Origin of the sequence: Rufibacter sp. LB8, assembly GCF_014876185.1 — a bacterium.
In the GTDB taxonomy this organism is placed as follows: Bacteria; Bacteroidota; Bacteroidia; order Cytophagales; family Hymenobacteraceae; genus Nibribacter.
In genome coordinates this window covers 750217-771061 of record NZ_JADALJ010000001.1, presented here as the reverse complement: position 1 = coordinate 771061, position 20845 = coordinate 750217, and the positions used below count along the sequence as shown (strand labels likewise).

At 46.2% G+C, this 20845-nt stretch carries 23 protein-coding genes; 7 read left to right on the top strand and 16 right to left on the bottom strand.

Annotation, left to right across the window (positions count from 1 at the left end; all coding sequences use genetic code 11):
* Positions 1–156: 156 nt before the first annotated feature.
* The 3 genes from IMY23_RS03295 to IMY23_RS03285 are packed head-to-tail and all read right to left on the bottom strand — an operon-like array spanning position 157 to position 2118.
* Positions 157–342: a hypothetical protein gene (locus tag IMY23_RS03295; RefSeq protein WP_192820724.1), complete on the bottom strand. Its 186-nt coding sequence runs from the start codon at positions 340–342 to the stop codon at positions 157–159.
* Positions 343–379: 37 nt separating this feature from the next.
* A complete protein-coding gene (locus IMY23_RS03290; RefSeq protein ID WP_192820723.1) occupies positions 380–1156 on the bottom strand; it encodes an ABC transporter permease in 777 nt (258 codons plus the stop codon).
* Between the two features lie 2 nt (positions 1157–1158).
* On the bottom strand, positions 1159–2118 hold the full coding sequence (locus IMY23_RS03285; protein WP_192820722.1) for an ABC transporter ATP-binding protein: 960 nt from the start codon (positions 2116–2118) through the stop codon (positions 1159–1161).
* A gap of 213 nt (positions 2119–2331) precedes the next feature.
* Between IMY23_RS03285 and IMY23_RS03280 the strand changes: the two genes are divergently transcribed.
* From IMY23_RS03280 to dapA, 3 genes are all read left to right on the top strand, one after another.
* Positions 2332–3381: a sensor histidine kinase gene (locus tag IMY23_RS03280; RefSeq protein WP_192820721.1), complete on the top strand. Its 1050-nt coding sequence runs from the start codon at positions 2332–2334 to the stop codon at positions 3379–3381.
* An 8-nt stretch (positions 3382–3389) separates the two neighbouring features.
* Positions 3390–4121 (top strand): LytTR family DNA-binding domain-containing protein, encoded by a 732-nt coding sequence (locus IMY23_RS03275; protein ID WP_192820720.1) that lies wholly within the window; start codon positions 3390–3392, stop codon positions 4119–4121.
* Positions 4122–4443: 322 nt separating this feature from the next.
* Positions 4444–5319: a 4-hydroxy-tetrahydrodipicolinate synthase gene (dapA, locus tag IMY23_RS03270; RefSeq protein WP_192820719.1), complete on the top strand. Its 876-nt coding sequence runs from the start codon at positions 4444–4446 to the stop codon at positions 5317–5319.
* Positions 5320–5393: 74 nt separating this feature from the next.
* Here the strand turns inward: dapA and IMY23_RS03265 are convergent, their stop codons facing one another.
* The 3 genes from IMY23_RS03265 to IMY23_RS03255 all read right to left on the bottom strand — a co-directional run bounded on the left by IMY23_RS03265 (position 5394) and on the right by IMY23_RS03255 (position 8054).
* Complete coding sequence (locus IMY23_RS03265; RefSeq protein WP_192820718.1) at positions 5394–6362, bottom strand: NAD(P)-dependent oxidoreductase; 969 nt, start codon at positions 6360–6362, stop codon at positions 5394–5396.
* A gap of 91 nt (positions 6363–6453) precedes the next feature.
* Positions 6454–7197 carry a (Fe-S)-binding protein gene (locus IMY23_RS03260; protein ID WP_192820717.1) on the bottom strand — a complete coding sequence of 248 codons (744 nt, stop codon included), beginning with the start codon at positions 7195–7197 and terminating at the stop codon, positions 6454–6456.
* A gap of 8 nt (positions 7198–7205) precedes the next feature.
* Positions 7206–8054 carry a hydroxymethylglutaryl-CoA lyase gene (locus IMY23_RS03255; RefSeq protein WP_192820716.1) on the bottom strand — a complete coding sequence of 283 codons (849 nt, stop codon included), beginning with the start codon at positions 8052–8054 and terminating at the stop codon, positions 7206–7208.
* A 108-nt stretch (positions 8055–8162) separates the two neighbouring features.
* Here IMY23_RS03255 and IMY23_RS03250 point away from each other — a divergent pair, with 108 nt between their 5' ends.
* On the top strand, positions 8163–8771 hold the full coding sequence (locus tag IMY23_RS03250) for a DNA-3-methyladenine glycosylase (RefSeq protein WP_192820715.1): 609 nt from the start codon (positions 8163–8165) through the stop codon (positions 8769–8771).
* Between the two features lie 365 nt (positions 8772–9136).
* On the opposite strand, the gene IMY23_RS03245 is transcribed toward IMY23_RS03250, so the two are convergent.
* The gene (locus IMY23_RS03245; protein WP_192820714.1) at positions 9137–10054 is read right to left on the bottom strand and encodes a DUF58 domain-containing protein; all 918 of its coding nucleotides are present in this window, start codon (positions 10052–10054) and stop codon (positions 9137–9139) included.
* Positions 10051–10449 carry a septal ring lytic transglycosylase RlpA family protein gene (locus IMY23_RS03240; protein WP_192820713.1) on the bottom strand — a complete coding sequence of 133 codons (399 nt, stop codon included), beginning with the start codon at positions 10447–10449 and terminating at the stop codon, positions 10051–10053. The genes IMY23_RS03245 and IMY23_RS03240 overlap by 4 nt, the downstream gene beginning before the upstream one ends.
* A 130-nt stretch (positions 10450–10579) precedes the next feature.
* Here IMY23_RS03240 and IMY23_RS03235 point away from each other — a divergent pair, with 130 nt between their 5' ends.
* Entirely contained in the window at positions 10580–10924 is a 345-nt protein-coding gene (locus IMY23_RS03235) for a DUF3276 family protein (protein ID WP_192823670.1), read from the top strand.
* A 300-nt stretch (positions 10925–11224) separates the two neighbouring features.
* Here IMY23_RS03235 and IMY23_RS03230 read toward each other — a convergent pair whose 3' ends face one another.
* The 8 genes from IMY23_RS03230 to IMY23_RS03195 all read right to left on the bottom strand — a co-directional run bounded on the left by IMY23_RS03230 (position 11225) and on the right by IMY23_RS03195 (position 17540).
* Entirely contained in the window at positions 11225–11620 is a 396-nt protein-coding gene (locus IMY23_RS03230; RefSeq protein ID WP_192820712.1) for a hypothetical protein, read from the bottom strand.
* Positions 11621–12345: 725 nt separating this feature from the next.
* Positions 12346–13017, bottom strand: coding sequence for a hypothetical protein (locus tag IMY23_RS03225; RefSeq protein ID WP_192820711.1), 672 nt, complete (start codon positions 13015–13017; stop codon positions 12346–12348).
* Positions 13018–13127: 110 nt separating this feature from the next.
* A complete protein-coding gene (locus IMY23_RS03220; RefSeq protein WP_192820710.1) occupies positions 13128–13355 on the bottom strand; it encodes a hypothetical protein in 228 nt (75 codons plus the stop codon).
* Between the two features lie 13 nt (positions 13356–13368).
* The gene (locus IMY23_RS03215) at positions 13369–13878 is read right to left on the bottom strand and encodes a hypothetical protein (RefSeq protein WP_192820709.1); all 510 of its coding nucleotides are present in this window, start codon (positions 13876–13878) and stop codon (positions 13369–13371) included.
* A 3-nt stretch (positions 13879–13881) separates the two neighbouring features.
* A complete protein-coding gene (locus tag IMY23_RS03210) occupies positions 13882–14304 on the bottom strand; it encodes a hypothetical protein (RefSeq protein ID WP_192820708.1) in 423 nt (140 codons plus the stop codon).
* 130 nt (positions 14305–14434) lie between these two features.
* Positions 14435–15271 carry a uracil-DNA glycosylase family protein gene (locus tag IMY23_RS03205; RefSeq protein WP_192820707.1) on the bottom strand — a complete coding sequence of 279 codons (837 nt, stop codon included), beginning with the start codon at positions 15269–15271 and terminating at the stop codon, positions 14435–14437.
* 518 nt (positions 15272–15789) lie between these two features.
* On the bottom strand, positions 15790–16593 hold the full coding sequence (locus tag IMY23_RS03200; protein WP_192820706.1) for a hypothetical protein: 804 nt from the start codon (positions 16591–16593) through the stop codon (positions 15790–15792).
* 308 nt (positions 16594–16901) lie between these two features.
* Positions 16902–17540 (bottom strand): hypothetical protein, encoded by a 639-nt coding sequence (locus IMY23_RS03195; protein ID WP_192820705.1) that lies wholly within the window; start codon positions 17538–17540, stop codon positions 16902–16904.
* Positions 17541–17840: 300 nt separating this feature from the next.
* On the opposite strand from IMY23_RS03195, the gene ychF reads away from it, so the two are divergent.
* Together ychF and IMY23_RS20200 are read left to right on the top strand one after the other, a co-directional pair.
* A complete protein-coding gene (ychF, locus tag IMY23_RS03190) occupies positions 17841–18938 on the top strand; it encodes a redox-regulated ATPase YchF (RefSeq protein ID WP_192820704.1) in 1098 nt (365 codons plus the stop codon).
* 417 nt (positions 18939–19355) lie between these two features.
* On the top strand, positions 19356–20834 hold the full coding sequence (locus IMY23_RS20200) for an OmpA family protein (RefSeq protein ID WP_192820703.1): 1479 nt from the start codon (positions 19356–19358) through the stop codon (positions 20832–20834).
* Positions 20835–20845 lie beyond the last annotated feature (11 nt).

Sequence of the window (20845 nt, the reverse complement as noted above, 5' to 3'; positions counted from 1 at the left end):
TGAGCCCGAAAACAGAAAACCGGACGTCCGCACACCCGGTTTTCAGCAATCCACTTTAACATTAAACAAAACAAAGTAGTAACCTGCAGCGGGTTGTATTGTTTTTAATAACCAGATTAAATCTGAAAAATTATCTGGAAAAAATTCTTCAGCCTGCTAAAAGCCGAACAAGCGGAATTTAAAAGAAGGAACCTCCAACGTTTCTGAGGTGGCCGCTTTAAACGTGCCTGCGTGGTTGAGTTCCATCTGGTGCTGCACCAGGGCTAGTTGGCCGCGCACGTCCCACTGGCTGTTCACATACCCAATCAGGGCTCCTAAAAGTATGGTTAATAAAATCTTCATGGTTTTCTGTTTTTGCCTTCGTTTCTGGAAATGAGCCTTAAAACACCTGCCGCTTGATAGACTCCCACACGCCTATCAGCAACAAGAACAAACTACTGCCCAGACTGTACCACATCTGCGGAATGAACACTGCCTTTTCCTGCGCATAAAAAGCCATGGCGGCAAAAGAAGGCCAGCTGTAGGGGTAATACCCAATGTGCTCCCACCTGGAGGCCACCAGAAACGCCAAGGTGAACAAAATGCCCAACCCAATGCCCATGGCTATGCTTTTAAACCGAAAGCTGATGTAAAACTGCAGCGTGAAGATGAACAGGGAGGCCACCAGAATCCGGAAGGCGGCCAGGCTAATAGTGGCTACGTGGTGGTAGTCCTGAAACTTTAAGTGCGGCCGCGTGTAGCCCAAGGCGTAGCCTCCCAGCAAAACCCCCACCAAAAAAGTGGCATAGGTAAGCACCACCAGCCCCAAGAGCAGCAGAAATTTGTTCAGGAAAACGCTCCACCGGGGCACGGGCGCGGCATACAACTGCTTCCACCCTAACGAGTTATGTTCCATGCCGTTGACCAAGGCCGTGATCAGTGCCAGAAACAAGGGCACCAATAACTGCGCCGTTATGCTAAAATTATTGCCGGCCCAAAGGCCCCAGGGGTCCTGCCCCGGTTTTACTATTCTATCGCCTTTGAAATAGAAGACCAGAAAATTCATGCCCACAATGGAGAGCGGCGCCAGCACTGACAGCCAGAAAGCCCAGGTGCGCTTGATTTTGAGGGCTTCCGAAGAAATGCCTCGTTGCAGGGTTACCAATGCAGTTGACATGATCAGGCGAAGGTTAAGGGTTGAACTTCTTTAGGTGCTGGGGCCGCACTGGCCGGTTCTGTGATGGATAGGAAGACTTCTTCCAGACTTTGTTGCGTGAACACCAGACCGGTCACCCCCACGCCGTTTTCTACCAGGAGTTGGTTGAGGGCAGCGGCTTCGGGTTTGTCTTGCACGGTTACACGCACTTTATCATCGGCTACCATTTCCACCGCGTGCCCATACCGGAGCAGCACTTCTTTGGCCAGCAGCATGTTCTCCACTTCCACCTCCATGGATTTGGTCTGGAGGTGCGCTTGCCTGAGTTCGTCTACCGTGCCTTCAAACCGAAGGTGGCCCTGATGCAGAATGGACAAATGAGAGACGGTTTTCTCAATCTCAGACAGCAGGTGGCTGGACAGGAAAATGGTCTTGCCGTGGTCCTGGTTGAGATCTTTGAGCAATTCCCGCATCTCACGTATACCGCTGGGGTCCAGGCCGTTGGTGGGTTCATCTAACACCAGCAATTCTGGGTCTGAGAGCAAGGCCAGCCCAATGCCCAGGCGTTGGCACATGCCCAAAGAATACTGCTTGACGGGCCGGTGGGCATCGGGGGTGAGTTTCACAATCTCCAGCACCTGTGCAATGCGTTTCTTCTCCAAACCCAGGAGTCGGCGCATGACTTCCAGATTCTCAGTACCGGTGAGGTGTTTGTACAGGCTGGGGGTTTCAATGAGCGCGCCTATTTTCTGCAGCACCTCTACCCTGTTGTGTCTCAATGGCTTGCCAAACAGCTCAATCTCGCCGGCTTTGGGTTGCAAGAGGCCTAACAATAACCGGATGGTAGTGGTTTTTCCGGCGCCGTTCGGGCCCAGGAACCCGTAAATGCTTCCTTTGGGAATCTGCAGGTCCAGCCCTTTCAGGATTTCCTGCTTCCCGAAGTGGTAGCGCAGTTGCTGGGTTTGGATGAGAAGTTCTGGCATAAGCTCTGGTCTAGGAGTTGATGGCTCAAATGAAGGCGGTTAAAACCGGTGCCGCAACTAAATTCTACCAACCCAGCGCAGGCCTAGACCAATCCGGTTTTCATGCCTTTCAACCCGTTCATCTACTCAAACTGGCCGTTGGTCTAAAACCTGCCGCCTCATGCTGTAGAGCTTGCGGGTTTGTGTAGTTTTAACCCGATTTGTAAGTGCCCCATGAAAAAACGACTTCCTGTTCTCTTGCATGTACTGCTGTGGTTGGCTTTGCTGGCTTTCTCATTGTTCACCCATTTCAATTTGGGTCCGCTGAAAGCAATACCGGTGCATTGGCTGGTCTTGGACGTTGTGCAGACATTTACCTTCCACCTGGCGCTATTTTACTTCAACTGGTTTGTACTGGTACCCAAAGTGTTGGCGAAAGGAAATGTGCTTTTTTACGCTCTGGCCGTTATTGCCACGCTGACCTTGTATTCTGCCGTTAGAGCACCAATTGATATCTATGAGAAGAAGAAACTAGCCGAAGTAGACAAAAGCATGGCCGAGCAACTCAGAAAATACCCCCAATCTGGGGAGTTTGCCTATGTTATGTTTCAACTAGCCATTACAGGGGTGATGAACATCTTCTTGAGTTCGTCTTTGAGAGTAACCGGCGATTACCTGCGGAATGAACGCCGCCGGAAAGAACTGGAGCACCAGCACACCACCACTGAACTGGAACTGCTGAAATCACAGGTAAACCCGCATTTTCTGTTCAACACGCTCAACAACATTTATTCCCTGGCTTACCAGAATGCGCCCAGCACGCCAGATGCCATCATGAAACTTTCTTTGCTGCTGCGCTACCAACTCTATGAAACCAACTCGCCGCTGGTGCCTTTGGAAAAGGAAGTGGAGCACTTGCAGCATCTGCTGGATCTGCACAAACTGCGGTTGCCCAGCCCAGAACTGCTTTCCATAGAGGTAGAAGGCGACGTTTCCAGAATGCAGGTGCCGCCCATGTTGTTGATGCCGCTGGTGGAAAACATGTTCAAGCATGGGCTTACCACGGCGCCCATGCACGTTTTGGTAGCCGTGCAGCAAAGCCAACTGGTATTTTCCACCAGCAATACGCTCAAACCAAATGCCACCCCTGCTGCGTATGGGGGCATTGGCTTGCAGAACCTCCAACGCCGGCTGGAACTTCTCTACCCCGGTGCTTTCACTCTGGAAACCTCCTCAGTAAATTCCCTGTTCAAGGCCCGTTTGGTTTTAACCCACCTTTCATAAAATACCCTATGCAACTGACTTGCCTGGCCGTTGATGATGAACCCCTTGCCCTGGACCTCATGCGTTCATACATCAGCAAGATTCCTTTCCTCCATTTGGTGCAGACCTGCGCCAGCGCCTTAGAAGCCATGGCCGTTATGCAGCGCCAGCCGGTTGACTTGCTTTTTCTGGACATTGAGATGCCTGAACTCACAGGTGTACAGTTTGTGCAGTCCTTGTCCCATAGACCGGCCGTCATTTTCACCACCGCCTATCCGCAGTATGCCCTGGACGGCTTTACCTTAGATGCGGTGGATTATCTGCTCAAGCCCATTCCTTTTGACCGCTTCCTGAAAGCCGTGAACAAAGTCTATGAACGCGCCCAACTGCAGCAACCCCGTGTACCGGCAGCCCCAACTCCCCCGGTTACTTCCTCAGACGCCGAAGATTTTATTTTTGTAAAAGCCGATTACAAAACGCTGCGCGTGAACCTGAAGGATATTTTGTTTATTGAAGGGCTCAAAGATTATGTGATCCTGCACACGCCCGCCAAGAAAATCATCACGCTGCTCTCCATGGGCAAAATCATGGAAAAACTGCCCGAGCAGGATTTCGCGCGGGTACACCGGTCTTACATTGTCTCCTTGCACCACATTGAGGCCATTGAGAAAAGCCGAATCAAAATCAAAGAGCAGGAAATTCCCATTGGCGACAGCTACCGCGAAGACTTCATGCGGTGGGTGGACAGCAAGAACCTCTAGCGCTCGCCTATTCCTGGCCAACATTTTTACATTTCTAATCCGAAGGCAAAATTTCACTTTCACGTTTTCAAGTAAAACTCAAAAGGAACACTTCCGTTTTCGGGCTCATTTTCAGAAATGAGCCCGAAAACGGGATTCTTGAACGCTACAGTTTTGTTCGATTTCTGCCTCTCCATTTTAAAATCCTCCTTCCTAAAATTGCCTTCATTCCGTTTAAACCAGCTTTTTAAATAAATTTAGTTTACCCAACCTCTGGCTTTGGCTAACGGACATTAGGCTCTTCTGCGTACCTTTGAGCCACATAGCAAATTACCTACAAACCATGCAATCATTAAAAGGGACGGGAGTCGCGTTGGTGACGCCTTTTGGGGCAGATTTACAGGTTGACTTTGAAAGCTTTGGAAGGCTGATTGATTTTGTGCTGGAAAATGGCGTGGACTACGTGGTGGTGAACGGCACTACCGGCGAATCTGTGACCACCGCCGCCGCCGAAAAGCAAGAGTTACTGGCCTATGCCAAACAGCGCGTGGCCGGCCGCAAACCCTTGGTGTACGGCTTGGGCTCCAACAACACGCAGCAGGTGCTGGACCAGATTAAAACGCTTGATTTCACGGGCATTACGGCCTTGCTTTCGGTGTGCCCTTATTACAACAAACCCTCGCAGGAAGGCATTTACCTCCATTACAAAGCTATTGCAGACGCGTCGCCGGTACCGGTGATTATGTACAATGTGCCGGGTAGAACGGGTATTAATATTTCGGTGGCCACCACCTTGCGGTTAGCGCAGCACCCTAACATTATAGGCACCAAAGACGCCTGCAGCAACATGGAGCAGTACATGGCCCTTATTGACGAAAAACCAGAAGGTTTTTTGGTGATCAGCGGCGATGACATGCATACCGTGCCGGTAATTTCTGTGGGCGGCGATGGCATTATCTCAGTGCTGGGCAATGCGTTCCCGGAGCGGTTCAGCCGCATGACCAGGCTGGCCCTGGAAGGAAACTTCACCCAAGCCGGTCCTTTGCAGCGGTCCTTCAACAAGATAAACCCTCTTATGTACGAAGAAGCCAATCCGGTGGGCGTGAAAGAAGTGTTGCGCACCCTGGGCATCTGCGACCCCTACGTGCGTCTCCCCTTGGCCCCGGCGTCTGACAGTTTAAAGGAACGCATTGCCGCGGCGGCCGCACCTTTGTTGTAGTAAGATTTTAGGATTGAATGACAGTCTTCCTGTTTTCGGGCTCATTTTCAGAAATGAGCCCGAAAACAGGATTTTTATATAAAATCCTCTGGGGCTACGGCTTGCCAATGCTTGATAGAACTCCCGAAATCATACTTAAACTCAAAGCCCAACTCCAGTAATTTGGAAGGTAGAATGTAGGTTGGGGTCCCGGCCTTTTTCACACGCACCGGATGAATGGGATTCTTACTCCCCGCCACCAACTGCAGAAAAGAAGAAATAGGCACCAACACCGACGAAGGCAAGGACAAAATAGGCGCCTTGCTGTTGAAATGGCGTTTGACCTGCCTGGTAATTTGGTCTATGGTTTCGGTGGGGGTTTCTACGTAATTGTACACCAGCAAAGGCTCCGGCCGGTCCATGCAGAAAGCAATGCTGTCCAGGAAACCATAAATGTAAGCATAAGATTTATGGATGTCTTTGGAGCCCGGGAACGCAAAATATCCGCGCCTGATGGCCTTGATCATGCGCATGATGTTGCCGGGGTCGCCGGGGCCGTAGATCACGCCGGGCCGGGATATGACCAGTTTACGGTTGGGCGCTGCTGTCTGCCAAAGTTGGTGCAAGCGCTCTGCCTCTAACTTGGAAATGCCGTAAGCGCTGGTGGGGTTGGGCGTTTTTTCTTCGCCGGTAGGCACCAGGGCTGGCCCATAGACGGCAATGCTGCTGGTGAAATAGAGGTGCTGGCAGCCCACAGCCTCTGTGTACGCCAACACATTTTTTGCACCCGCAATGTTGGTTTCGTAGTATTCCGCGTCTTTATGGCCCGGTTCCCGGTGAATAGCCGCCAGGTTGAAAACCCAGACCGGTTTTTCTGAGGTAAGGTCCAGTGGAATGGGATTTCGCACATCAGTTATGGAAGTGCTGATCTGAGGTTTCCCGGCTAACGGTGAAGGAAGAATGTCTGCAATGTGCACATGGTCAAACCGTTTGGTGGCCAACAGAAACGTAGCCAGGTGCGTCCCTACAAATCCAGCTCCACCAAAAAGAATGCAAACAGACATTAAAAAGAGTAATGGTAAAACAACCTTACGCGCCAGGTTTTGGGCCGGCACCAGGATTCAAAGAGTGCGAAGGTAAAGACTCTGCGGCAGTTTAGCTAGACCAACCGCTGGTCAATAGGTCTGCCATGTGCAGTACTTTTATGGGTTTGTTGTTTTTTTGGCAGTACGCCTCCAAATGCATCAGGCAGCTGGTGTCCGTGGAGACAATGTATTCGGCGCCGGTGCTGAGGGCGTTTTCCACTTTCTGCTCGGCCATGGCCACTGAGATGGCGTCAAACTTGGCCGCAAACGTACCGCCAAACCCGCAACAGGTCTCTGTATCGCGCATTTCCACCAGTTGCAGGCCTTTGACCATGCCCAACAATTTGCGCGGACCTTCCTTGATGCCGCATTCGCGCAGGGCGCTGCAGGAATCATGGTAGGTGACTTTGGCATTTAAAGCCGCGCCCGGAATTTCCTGTACCTGCAACACTTCGGTCAGAAACTCAGTGAGTTCCAGGGTTTTCTTCTCAATGGTTCGGTATTTCACCAGCTGCGACGAGGCCACATACATCTCTGGATACGCATTGCGCACCATGCCCACGCAAGACGCCGACGGCGCCACAATGTAATCACTGCCTTCGCGGCTGAAATCTTCCAGGAACTTATCTGCCACCTGGCGGCACTCCTTCTGGAAACCGGCGTTGAACGCAGGCTGGCCGCAGCAGGTCTGGTTGGCGTTGTAGCGCACGGTGCAGCCCAGAGCCTCCAGCAACTTGACCATGTTCCAGGCGGTGGCCGGAAACAACTGGTCTACAAAACAAGGAATAAATATATCTACAACCGGCTGTGGCATGTATTTTTTTACGAATGGAACACCTCAGAAGCTATCTGCAAAGACGTTTGCAAGGCGCTAAAATCAAGCCCCAAAGGTAGGTTTTTCTCCTGAAAGTAAGACAGCATTTTCTCAGTGGGCATGTTCCCGACCAGGTCGTCTTTAGCCATGGGGCAGCCGCCGTAGCCCAGCAAAGCCCCGTCCATGCGCCGGCAGCCGCTTTGATACGCCGCCTCCACTTTCTCCTGCCAGGTAGTTGGGTGCGTATGTAAATGCGCCCCGAACTCAATGTGCGGAAAGGCCGGGATCAAGGTGGAGAAAAGCTGCGTGATAGTAGTAGGCGAAGAAACTCCGATGGTATCTGACAGCGAAATGATGGTAACGCCTAGCTCGTCCAGTTTCTGCGTCATCTCGGCGGCCAGTTCTGGGCCCCAATGCTCGCCGTACGGATTCCCGAAGCCCATGGACAAATACAAAACTAACTCCTTACCGGCTCTGGTAGTTAATTCCTGCATCTGGGCAACCTCTGTGAGCGCTTCTGCTATGGATTTGTTGGTGTTGCGCTGCTGAAATTCCTCTGACAAAGACAAGGGAAAGCCCAGGTACTGAATGGGGGCATGCGCCAGGGCCTGCTCCGCGCCGCGCACGTTGGCCACAATAGCCAGCAGTTTGGTTTGGGTTTGGCTTAAATCCAGCTGGCCCAATACTTCGGCGGTGTCCCGCATCTGTGGAATAGCCTTGGGCGACACAAAACTGCCGAAGTCCAGGGAGTCAAACCCCACCGCCAGCAAAGACTGCAAATACCTGACCTTTAGTTCTGTGGGCACAAATTCAGCAATGCCTTGCATGGCATCACGGGGACATTCAATTATTTTCATTTACTTGCTTCTAGTGACCCAAGGTACAGAATTCTAATGAATCGGTGTTTGTGTTGACCGGTCAATCAAGCCTGGGTTGGTTGTTATCTGCTATCTTACTTTTCAGACATGAATCCACATTCGGCGCTATTCCAGAAAGATCCCGTGTTGGCCAAGCTGGTGAACCAGCTAGAACCTTTGCCGGAAACCTTGTCCGCCAGGCCTCTGTACGACGCCCTGCTGAGTTCTGTTATTTCGCAGCAGCTGTCTGTGAAGGCGGCGGCCACCATCAAATCCCGTTTTCTGGCTCTGTTTCCCAAACAAGACCCAAACCCGGAACTGTTGCTGGCCACCGAACCCGAAGTGCTCAGAAGCGTGGGCCTTTCTGGCCAGAAAGCGGGCTACCTCAAAAGCATCGCCGAACACAAAGCCCAAGGTTTGCTGGAAGATGAACTACTGGCCCATTTGCCCGACGAGGAATTGCTGCAGCGCCTGATTCACATCAAAGGTGTAGGCCGCTGGACCGCCGAAATGGTCTTGATGTTCACCTTGAACCGGCCAGACGTGATGCCGCTGGATGACCTGGGCATTTACAACGCCATGAAAAAACTGTACGGTTTCTCAGAACCCATGAAACAGGCCAAACCCCTCATGCTGGAAATTTCAGAGAACTGGCGCCCGCACCGCACCCTCGCCTGCCGGTACCTCTGGAAGTCACTGGACAACGCCCCGGCTTAATTTTATTTCGGCTGACAATTAAAATTCCCGTTTTCGGGCTCATTTCTGTAAATGAGCCCGAAAACGGGAATTGGTTTTTTAACAAAGTGCTTTGGCAATTAAAGCAACGTAAAGGTTTACTTTTGGTAATCCCTTCACGCATTCCTGATCTGTAGGGACAGGTCGCGACCTGTCCTTTGCAGTTGCCTACGCTTCGCAGGTACATCTAAAGTAATAACAGTTAAAGAACAGCAGTTTTTGCGTTTAGCAGACCTATTACTTCAGCCAGCGTTCAGGACAGGTCGCGACCTGTCCCTACAGTTCAGAAACGTATTTTGGTTCGCGGTAATCAGAAAAAGGCGCTGATAACAAGGTTCTGTTTGAAACTACCGCACCTTTTGCCGTTTCACCAGATAGGCCTGCAGCACTTTCTCAATGGGATCCTTCAAATCCACCGACACCAAATCAATTTTGTACTGGCCGCAGCGGAGCTTCAATTCGGTTTTGAAATTCTTCATGGCGGCAATGTAAGATGCTCGAAGCTCGGCGGGCTGCACTTTCAGTTTTTCGCCGGTTTCCAGGCCTATGAAGGTGAAAGGGCGGTCTGGGAAATGGAAATCTTCTTCGGTTTCAGCATGGGTGAAATGGAACAAGAGCACTTCATGGCGTTGGTGCCGGAGGTGCTGCAGGGCCAGAAAAATCTCGTCCAGTTGCTCGTATTGGCTCAGTAAATCAGAGAATAGAATCACCAGGGAGCGTTTGGGCAGTTGCTGAGCCACGTGGTGCAGCATGTCAGCGACCTTGGTTTCTTTCTGGGGCGGGGCCGGTTTCTGAAGTTGCTGCTGCAGGGCCAGCAAAATGGTGTGCAGGTGCGCGCCCGTGGACTTGATGGGTGTCTGCAGTTCAATGGTGTCAGAGAAAGTGATGAGCCCCACGGCATCGCGCTGTTTCTGCAATAAAGATGCCATGGCGGCGGCGCTCAGCACGGCGTACGACAGTTTCCCGTAATTGTGCGTGGGGTAATACATGGAGCCCGACACGTCCAGGAGCAGTTGGCAGCGCAGGTTAGTTTCCTCTTCGTAGCGCTTCACGAAGAGTTTCTCGGTGCGCGCAAAGACTTTCCAGTCCAGGTGGCGGGTGCTTTCGCCGGAATTGTAGAGACGGTGTTCTGAGAACTCCACTGAGAACCCGTGGTACGGCGATTTATGGAGGCCCGTGATAAAACCTTCCACCAGCCGCTTGGCCAACAACTCCAGGTTGGTGACGGATCTAATGGAGTCCAGGTCCACGTCTATTCTGCTCATGTGGTTTGGTTTTCTTTCTGCAGGAAGGCCATGGCGGCTTTCTTGCTGATTTTGGTGAGGCGTACCTGACCTTGTCCGGCCCGCACTATGTCTAGTTTTTGGGCCGCAGTTTTAGACACATCTATGATAAACGGGGAACGTTTGCTCATGCGGTCATTGATTTTGACAACCACTTCCTTGCCGTTTTTCAGGTTTTTCACCAGCACATAGGTGTTTAAAGGCAAATAGGCGTGGGCGGCGGTCAGCTCATTGGGGTCATATTTTTCGCCGGAGGTGGTTTTGCGGCCCTCATACTTACTGGCGTAAAAAGTGGCTTTTCCGCGTTGTGGGGCACTTTTGGCAGGACTTACGAAAGGCAAAAGGCCAAGCAAAAGAAACAAGATCGCTTTTTTCACAGAGGTTTGTTCTGGCAGAACATTAGTACATTCGAATTTAACTATTAAAATTAATCTTAAAAATTTTTAGATTAGAAACAGTTCTTTTAAATTGGCTACCTCAAATACATAAGGAAACCTTCAAGTTATGGTGGAAGAGAACAACGACAAAGCAGAAATCTACTCGCAGAGAGTAAGAGCCGGGAAACGCACCTATTTCTTTGATGTAAAGTCAACCCGCTCCAATGATTACTATCTCACCATCACGGAGAGCAAGCGTAAGTTCAAGGATGACAATTACTCTTATGAGAAACACAAGATTTTCTTATACAAAGAAGATTTCGCCAAGTTCCTGGAAGCGCTGCAAGACACCGTGAACCACGTGAAAGGTGAGTTGTTGTCTGAGGAAGCCCTGGCCGAGTTGGAACGCCTGGAGCAAGAACAGGAGCACCTGGAAACAGAACCTGCTGTTGAAGGTGAATTGAAGTGGGAATAGTTCTCTTCTATTGATTCTACCTAAGCTCATGCCCCGCGTGAGCTTTTTTTATGCCCGGTGGTTTCCGTTTTCGGGCTCATTTTGGGAAATGAGGGCAAAAACGGATACCTGTAGTTGACCTGTACGCAATGGCGATATATTCTTTTTGCGCAAACACTACGTCAACTTCTCTTTTGCTGCTCATGTCAGTTAAAGTCGGGCTGCGATCTTTAATTTTTGCTGAGGAAACCTTATCTTTAGCTGATTCCCTTTCTGCTCCATTTTCAGAATAGAGCCCGAAAACGCTATTCTATTTAACGTCTACAGCCTGGTATAATACGTGTCCATTACGCGGGCATACTCAGATGACCTGAGTTGGAGGGTAGTTTGTGTAAGGCTCTCAATCTTGTAATCGCCACCACCACTGTTCATTACCTGAATGGAAATGCTATCCCCTTTAATATGATAAAAGGCGGTGGAATGGACTACCCCGTACCTAGACGTTAGAATCTTCTTGTCCTTGGTAAACTCAACAACATCATCTGGGTAGGCAATGCTTTTCTCATACGTCTGACCTCCAATGGAATGGGCTATACGGGTAGTCTTCCATTTCCCTAAAATAGGATGGCTTGCGCTAAGTTCATCATCTTTTCCGGTGCAACCGGCCCCTGCCAATAATAGGAAAGTTATTGCAATAAGGATGAAGTTGTTTTTCATATAAGATGGTTTAGTGGTCATTTCCAGAATAGAGCCCGAAAAAGCCTGCCTACAAAGCTAAGATTTGTAAATAGTTACCCTGTTTTTTGAATTTGGACAAACACTGGGCCGTCTGCCCTTGCCAGAAAAGGAGGTTCTTATGCTGAGTATTACTTTACAAATGACACCTAATGGCTTGGCTAAACGACGGCGAAGGCCGTCGGCCGAGATGCCGTTTAGCTCTTGTTGGCGGACGTTGTTTCTTTAAGCTTGCTGAATTGTTTTTTTCTGTTTTTGGCCTGATTTCAGAAAAACAGCCCGAAAACAGCTTGCCGAGCGCAATTTTATAATTATTCTTTCCGTGCGTTTTTGGCTCCGTTTCCGAAAAAGAGGCCGAAAACGCATTGCTGAAGTCGGCCTGCACGCATTGCCGATAAATTCTGCTCAAACGGAACGTCAATTTCTCTTTTGCTTGTTCTGCTACTTTCCCGCTTCAGCCACTTTTGCTGATTAAAGTCGGGCGGCGTTATCTGGCTTTAGTTAAGGTAATCTAAATCTATTGCTGATTCTATTTTGCAAAGCTTGCCGATAATTTTTAAGGCTTTGCTGATAATTTTTCTGCGTTGCCAGCTGGTAAAAAGTTTCTGCAATGACCGCCAACGTACTGGTGTAAACGGCGGCGAGGCTGTCGGCCGAAGCTGACGTTTACACGTTGTTACATGAAGCTTTTTTTTTAGATATTTCTCTCAAAGTAACTTCTCTGTTACTTTTGATTTATGAATTTCCAGTTTGTGTTCTGTTTTAAACGACCATTTAGCTAAATCTAGCTCTGTTTCGTAAAAATTGTAGTTGTGGTAATCGCAGCACGGCCCAAGAGCATTTCTGAATTTTAACTTTCCATTATTGCTTTGGGAAAAGTCCGCGCTGTACAAGTATCCTTTTAGGCTGTACTCCTTAAAGTTGTTCCCATTGTTTCTGAATATTAGGAGAGAGTTCGTGTCGGTGTTTATATTCTGGTCGATAACAGAGGAGTATATTATGTCCAAGTCCCCGTCCTTGTCCAAGTCAATAAGGTGGAAATCCGAGAGCCTGCATTCTAAGCCTCTACCAATTTTAGCTGGCCTTTGGCTTAAGGAATCAATTTTAAAGCAAGGTCTCTCTAGAAACACCTCAGCATTTTCTCCTATCGCACTTTTTATAGCCTTTTCAACTATGACCTTCTTTTCTGTTACCGAGGTTTTGGCCGAGAAAGGTTTCAGATTGAACGGTGCTAGTTGAATAGTTGTGTCAATGTCTTTGTATTCTGAAGAGAGAATATCTATTGAAGGTACTTTTTTCTGAACATCAGGCGCTTCCTTTTTCTCTACACAAGATATTAGAAAGAAGCACATGATTATTAAAGTCGCTAATACCTTCATTCAATAAATATTTTATATTTAAAGTGACATGTAACGGTTAGTATAAAAAACGTGCTAGGCCGTCGGCCGTAGCATGATTTTTATACAGTGTTAGCGGTAGGCTTTTTTTTCTACTTATATTTAAATATCCAATCACACATCTCTCTTGTGTTTAAATCTGATTCCCGTCCTGGAATACGTTCAGGTGCACCAAGGTATCTTGCTGATTCTTTACCTTGTACTAATTGGTAAACTTGGTATTCATAATTATTATTTGCGTCGTCTTTATATCTGTAAATTAAATAAGTGTTATTTGAATCAGAAACAAATTGTCGGACTTCCATTTTAGGTGCTGGCATAGAATATTTACTTTTAGTAAGCTCTTATCTTATCTAAAATTTCTTGTTTTATTTTAGTAAGTTCATTTTCATCTTGAGAAGCAAAAACATAAGCCTTATTCTTGCTGCCGTCATCATAAACTAATTTTAATGCTTTAGCTTTAGATAGAGCTTTTTTTGAATAGAAATAGCCCGCTGTTAATAGCATTAATCCAATTGCAATGCCTCCCATTTTATCATCAAAGTTGGCTGCTTCTTTGTAAGCATATACATGAAGCCCAGATTGATATGTTCTTTCTTGTTCCATAAACCCTGAAATGAGAACTATTATACCAAAGGCGTAAAGAAACCAATGGTACATAAATTTCTTTGTTATTGATACTGTTTTGATGTCTCTGTAAGGAACTTCAATGGTATCTGTTCCTAAAGTAAATCCCCCTTTTCTGGTAAATTTATTTCCAATTTTGAGTATCCTTGACTTAGGGTTGTACATAAGTAGATTCTCTTTTAATTCTAATTCTCCAAATTGGTTTTCGTGGTTCATTTTTTAATTATTAATAGTCCAACATTTATTGCAAAATTTTGAGTCATTCATGAGCTCTTCCATACAGTCGGGTAGATTATCCCTTAGAATTTTACACTCTTGTTTTAATACAGCTTGTTCATCATAAGATAGCGTTTCAAGTTCCTCTGTCCAGTAGCCGAAATAAAATAAAGACATATCTCCGCTTAAAATTAGGCCTTTATCTTTTTTTGAGTCATTGTTTTTTAATAGACAAATCCGTTCAAACTCCTTTCTTAGTACTTTATCTGTATTCTGGATATATGACTTTCCGTCGTTTATTGTGCGAATGTTCTCAACAGTAAATGCAGAATTTTCTTTAATAGAACAACTAATTGGAATTAGAAAGTAGCAAAGCATAAATATTTTACAATATATGTGGCTTTTAATATATTTATGCGCTTTCATTTTTATTTTTTCTGGGATTTTTATTTTTAAGCTTACCGCTAACGGCCTCGTGTAAACAGCGTACGAGGCCGTCGGCCGAAGTATGGTGTTTACACAATGTTAGGGGCAGTTGTTCTTTTAAAGTTTCCAGTTAATTAAAGTTGTATTTTACTATATTCTTAGCGCTTTCAAACCTTTCCTTATCTGCGCATTTCCAGAGTTTGTTCCTTACTTGCCCCTTTAGATGAGGAATTGATAAAATGGGAATACCCTTCCACTCTGCCTTACTAATTGAATACTTGGTGTTTTTTATTTTCCCAATAGATTCAAACTTTATCTTGAGAAGAGTTTTAAAGAAGTCCCTTGAGACATTGCCGTGCAAAACAAGAAGCTTTGGTTTTACTAATTCAATTTCTTCCAACAAGAATTTTTTAGCCAATGATGTTCTGAACGTTTCCCATTCTTTAGCTGTGATATTAAGTTTTTTGCAGATTGATTCAACAGTTCCGCAACCTTGTGGCACAATGTGACATAAATCTGTGATATAGCATTTCTCCAAAAAGTCTCTTATGCTTTCATTTTCTTTTATGAGCAATCTGGTGAAGTAACTCCAAATGTCATCTTCCTTTTCATAATGGTAAGATGCGGTTTGGTCAATGTTTAAATTGTACTTATTGCCAAAGCCATATACAAGTTGATAATTTCTGCTAATACTTGGTTCAGCCCCAATAATCATATATTCCTTACCGACTTCGCTGTCATAGCTTCCAATCCAGCCTGAGAAGTCCATTCCCCAGGTCACATCTTGGTCGATAAGCTTAGGAGAAATGTCTAAATCCACCGTGATGTCTATAAGATGCTTTTTGATTAAATGGTGTTTTGTAATGTCGGAGTTTTTTGATTCTACTATAACTTCATTAGAAGCTGTCATTATGGAATCAGTAACTTCTGTTCCATATTTTTTGTAGAAAAATTCTTTTATCATCATTTTATTTTTTCAATTGCCCCTAACGGCCTGGTATAAACGACGCCGAAGGCCGTCGGCCAAGGTGACGTTTATGCGTTGTTAGGTCTAGTTTTTTCTCTGCGAAGACTGCTTTTCTTCTTTCTGCTTTTTGCCTGGATTGCGGAAAATAGCCGCTAATCAGCTTTCCAGTTGTAATTTCTACTTTTGCCCTTATTTCCGAAAAACAGGCCGGAAACGCATTTTCGAAGTCGGTCTGCGCGCATTGAGGATAAATTCTTTTTGCTCAAACGCGGCGTCAATTCCTCTTTTTCATTTTCGCTGGTCAAAGTCGAGGTACGCTCCGCAACTTTTGCTAAGGTAACTTTCTGCTTTAGCTGATTCCGTTTTTCCCTCTTCTACTACTTTTGCCGATTCTTTTTTCTGCAAAGCGAGAACGTTTCTTCATGTTTAAAATTAGACCTAACGGTCTCGTGCAAACAACGTGCGAGGCCGTCGGCCGAAGCATGGTGTTTGCACAATGTTAGGTGCTGTTTTTTTTATCAAGTTTGCTTTAGCTTTTTAATAACATCTGCAAATAGTAATATATATTGACTTTCATCTATGTCTTTATAATTATGCTTTATATTACTTAGCATATGATTAAAAGAATCAGTATAAATTTCTATAAACTGACTCTTAACAACTGCATAATCATCAACATTAACTTTAAGTAAATTATTAAACTTAGTTTCTAAAGCTAAAAAATCTATGTTCCAATCTTTGCGAAGTACTTTTGTTTGAGGAGAACTCACTAACTCTTCTAAATAATATTGTGTATATAGGCTAGAAAGTAAATGATATAACGAAATAAAAACCCTAGGTTTATCTATGCTATCATCTTTTATTCCATAATTTTTACCAGAAGAGACTAGATTGTCATAAATAAACCTGTAATTATTCTCCACCTTATCTTTATTGATTACATAAGCTGGCAATTTTTCATTTAATAATTTATTATATCTCCTTTGTAAATCTTGGAACTTTGGTTTCCATTCAGTCTCTGATGCTTTTTTAATTTTTTTAAAGGTATAATTTTTGTATTCTATTTCTCCATCGCTAAAACTTTCTGAATAGTATTCAGAACCATAATATATTTCTAATTTTCTAGAAGACAAAATGTCTGCACAAATGAAAGTGTCGACATAATCCTGAAAGTTAAAATGGATTGCAGGCGCTTCAATATGAATTTCGTAGAAATAGTTTTCATCAAATTCATATGGTGGATATCCTTCTAATATATAATATTGGTCATTAACCTCTATAACAGATTCTAAATAAAAAGGCTTGTATTCTGCTTCTGTCATAAATTTTATTATTTAAATTGCGGGTAACTAGAGTATAAAAGCAATCACCTGCATAATGTGCTTAGCTAAACTTACGGTTTATTGTCGTTTTTGACAAATTAGCGTAACTGCCCTGCCGAAAATATTCAAAACCAATCGTTCACCAAATACATGCTTCCGTTTTAAGGCCCATTTTCAGGAATGAGCCCTAAAACGGAAAATCCCCATTTCTGCTGATTCCCAAAGCCTTGATTGCAAACACAGTAAAAAAGGGGTGAAGTACTTAGGCAAATTCAAGTACAGAAAGAAACTGATGAATCTGCTTCTCTTTAAATAAACAAGAACTGGTGGACCAAATGCAGCATGAGTTCCTCCTCATTTTTATGCCTGCGCTTGAGCATCTCCCAGGTTTTGGGGCTGAACTCCAATGTATTGCCTTGGCTGTCGGTGTACACCCATCTTTGGTGGAGATCCTTTTTGAGGTAGGCGCGGGCGTTTCCGACTGAGTATTCCAGATCTCCATGGATGTTTCTCTCCAAAGAGAAATTCCCCTCCCGGCCTTTGCCGGAGTACTGCAGATGGCCAGAAATATCTTTCTCTATTTTCAGTCCTCGTTTCAAATTGTCGGTGATGGAGGTAGCGCCAAAGATGTCAATTTCATAAGTGGCTTGGTAGCCTGCCCTGGGCCGGTTCACGTAAAGCAAATCCCTGAAGAAATCCATCCGCACTTTTTCATTAGAGAAAATACCGGTGTAGTTAGAAACCAGGTATTGGTGGTTGTAGTGTACCTGGTTATTGTTGCTGTCTGTAAAGGTCAGGTTGTTGAAAATGTCTCTTTTGAGAAAAGCCTTGTATACCTGGTCTTTGGAGGCGTATACTAAATCGCCGAAAATATCTTTTTCAACGTGTTGGGCGTGTAGGCCATAACTAACCATCAAAAGAAGGAAGAGAGAGAAAAACTTTTTCATAGGCGTTTAAATAGAGAATTGGCTGCAGGGCCTTTACCCTACCATTGGTTATGATGAAAATGGAACAGTTTGAAAGAGCAGGTTTCCAGGTGCAGGTGCAAAACCCAGAGCCCGGCCATTTCCGTTTTAGGGCTCATTTCCGGAAATGAGCCCTAAAACGGAAGGTTGCTGGTTAACATCAAAAATGCCGCCAGAATTTGTATCTTTGCGGCCGTTTAGCGGGCCAGTCAAACCTTTTTTTAGTAGAAGGTTAGCCAGCCCTGTAAATTTTTACTTAGACTTTAGACCAACCTTTATTATATGGGACTTCGTTGCGGAATAGTGGGTTTACCAAACGTGGGGAAATCTACGCTGTTCAATGCCTTGTCAAATGCCAAAGCAGAATCGGCTAACTACCCTTTCTGCACCATTGAACCCAACGTGGGCGTGATCACCGTGCCTGATGAGCGCCTGCACATTCTGGAGGAACTGGTGCACCCAGAGCGCGTGCTGCCCACCGTCATGGAGTTTGTAGACATTGCCGGCCTGGTGAAAGGCGCCAGCAAAGGCGAAGGCTTGGGCAACAAGTTTTTGGCCAACATACGGGAAGTAGATGCCATCATTCACGTGGTACGCTGTTTTGATGACCCCAACATTGTGCACGTGGCCGGCGGCGTGGACCCCGTGTTTGACAAAGACGTGATTGACACTGAGCTGCAGCTGAAAGACCTGGAATCCATTGATAAGAAAATTTCTAAGGTGGAACGTACCGCCAAGTCAGGTGATGCCAACGCCAAGAAAGAGTTCGCGTCTTTGCAGCGGTTCAAGCAGCATTTGGAGAGCGGCAAGAACGCCCGTTCCTTAGATGTCTCTGAGGAAGACCTGGCCTCTGTAGAAGACTTGCAACTCCTCACCATCAAGCCCGTGATTTACGTGGCCAACGTAGATGAGGAATCTATCTTAAAAGGCAATAAATTCCTGGACGCCCTCAAAGAGCACGTGAAAGATGAGAACGCCCAGGTGGTGGTCATTTCCGCGGCTATTGAAGAGCAGATCGCAGATTTCACAGAACCCGAAGAAAAGGAAATGTTCCTGGGCGAATACGGCTTGAAGGAATCTGGCCTGAACCAATTGATCAGAGCTTCCTATGCCCTGCTTGATCTGGTGACATACTTTACCGCCGGTGTGAAAGAAGTGCGCGCCTGGACCATCAGAAAAGGTTGGAAGGCGCCACAGGCTGCCGGCGTGATCCATACAGACTTTGAGAAAGGCTTTATACGCGCAGAGGTCATCAAACTAAAAGACTACCAGGAATATAAAACCGAAGCCAAAATCAAGGAAGCCGGTAAGATGTCTTTGGAGGGCAAAGACTACGTGGTGCAAGACGGTGACATCATGCACTTTAGATTTAACGTATAGAGATAGTTATATTCTACTGCAGAGGGAGGGCCGAAACGCCCTCCCTTCTTTTTTTCTAATTTCTGGTAATCCCACCACTACTTAAATGGTCTTACCTTTCTTCGCTTATTTTCTAAGACACGCCCATTAAAACCCTATCCTTAGCTGCAAAGCTACATTTATGAATTTTTCCAGGTTTCCTTTCTATACCTGACCCTATAAGCTTTTAAATGACAGGGTGCAAAAACGGTATTTCACGCAATTCCATTGATAGCCTAAACCTCAACAGTAGAAATATAGCACTTTTAAATACATTGTTATTCCTGATTTACAGACACTTACCTATGTTACCCATATTTTTTTTCAAAGAAAAGGAAACATTTTAAGCTAAAAGCGGTAAATATGGGCATTACACTATATTCCAATTTTTTTACAACTATGAAAAAAACCTTACTTAAAGCTTCTGTAGCCGGCGCATTGCTGCTGTCTATTGTAGCTGCCCCTGATTCTAGAGCGCAGTCAGCTGACAGACCTTGGGGTTTATCTATTTACGGAAGCAACTTCCAGCTTCGCTCTAACCTCCGCAATGATTTCTGGGATGTTAGCAACTCAACCTGGGGAGGCGGCATTGGCATAAACAAGTACCTGTCTCCTTCCTTTGATCTGGGTTTAGACCTTACATATGGTCAACTAAAGCAAGAAGGCCCTGTTAATTACAATGGCAACAACGGCCTTGGTACTTTTGACAACGAGATTGGCTTAGCCAGCTTAGGGTTGAAACTGAAGCTCAACAACGGCAAGATCCTTAAAGAAGATTCTTTCGTGAAGCCTTACCTTATTGCCGGTCTTGGCGGAATGTACAACAACTTAGAAGGTACGCTTCCTGCCGCCAACGGTACAACCACCGTAGTGGACAACGGTAACCTGACCATGAACTTCTTCGGGGGTGCGGGTCTTAACTTCAGAATTACCGAGAGCATTGGCCTTATGGTGCAATCTACTCTTAACTACCCCAACACTGACCAGATTGACGGGTTGGCTTACCCAGACAGAAGCGAAAAAAATGACCGTTTCTTACAGCACAACGTGGGCCTTACCTTTGGCTTAGGAAAAGCAAAAGACACTGACGGTGACGGCGTTTCTGATAGAAGAGACAAATGCCCAGACACCCCAGCCGGTGTGCAGGTTGACAAAAACGGTTGCCCATTAGACGGTGACGGTGACGGTGTTCCGGATTACCAAGACAAATGCCCTACTGAAGCTGGAACTGCCGCCCTTGAGGGTTGCCCAGACCGCGACGGTGACGGCATCAGAGATTCTGAAGACGAATGCCCAGACCAAGCTGGTCCTAGAGCCACAAGAGGTTGCCCAGATGCAGACAGTGATGGCGTAGCTGACAAAAATGACAAATGCCCAGATACCCCAGCCGGTACAAGAGTTGACGCTTCTGGTTGCCCAGTAGTATTAGACCGTGACGGAGACGGTGTGAACGATGATGTTGACAGATGTCCAGATGTTGCTGGTTCTGCCGCTAACATGGGTTGCCCTAGCTTAGACGCTGAAGACAGCACGTACATGGCCCGTGTTCCTAAGATTGAGTTTGAGTTTAACAGAGCGGTTCTGAAGCCAACTTCTTACCCAACCTTAGACAGAATCTCTACCATGTTAGGCAAATACCCGCACTACAACCTGCGTATCTCTGGCCACGCTGACCACATTGGTTCAAACGAGTATAACCAGGAGCTTTCTGTAAGAAGAGCCGAGGCTGCCAAGTCTTACTTCATCAACCAGAAAGGTGTTGCCTCTGACCGTGTGATCACTGAAGGATTTGGTGAGGAGCGCCCAGCAGCGCCTAACACTACCAACGCCGGACGTGCTCGCAACCGTAGAGCTGAATTCCGTCTCTTCATCCAGTAAGGATCTAGCAG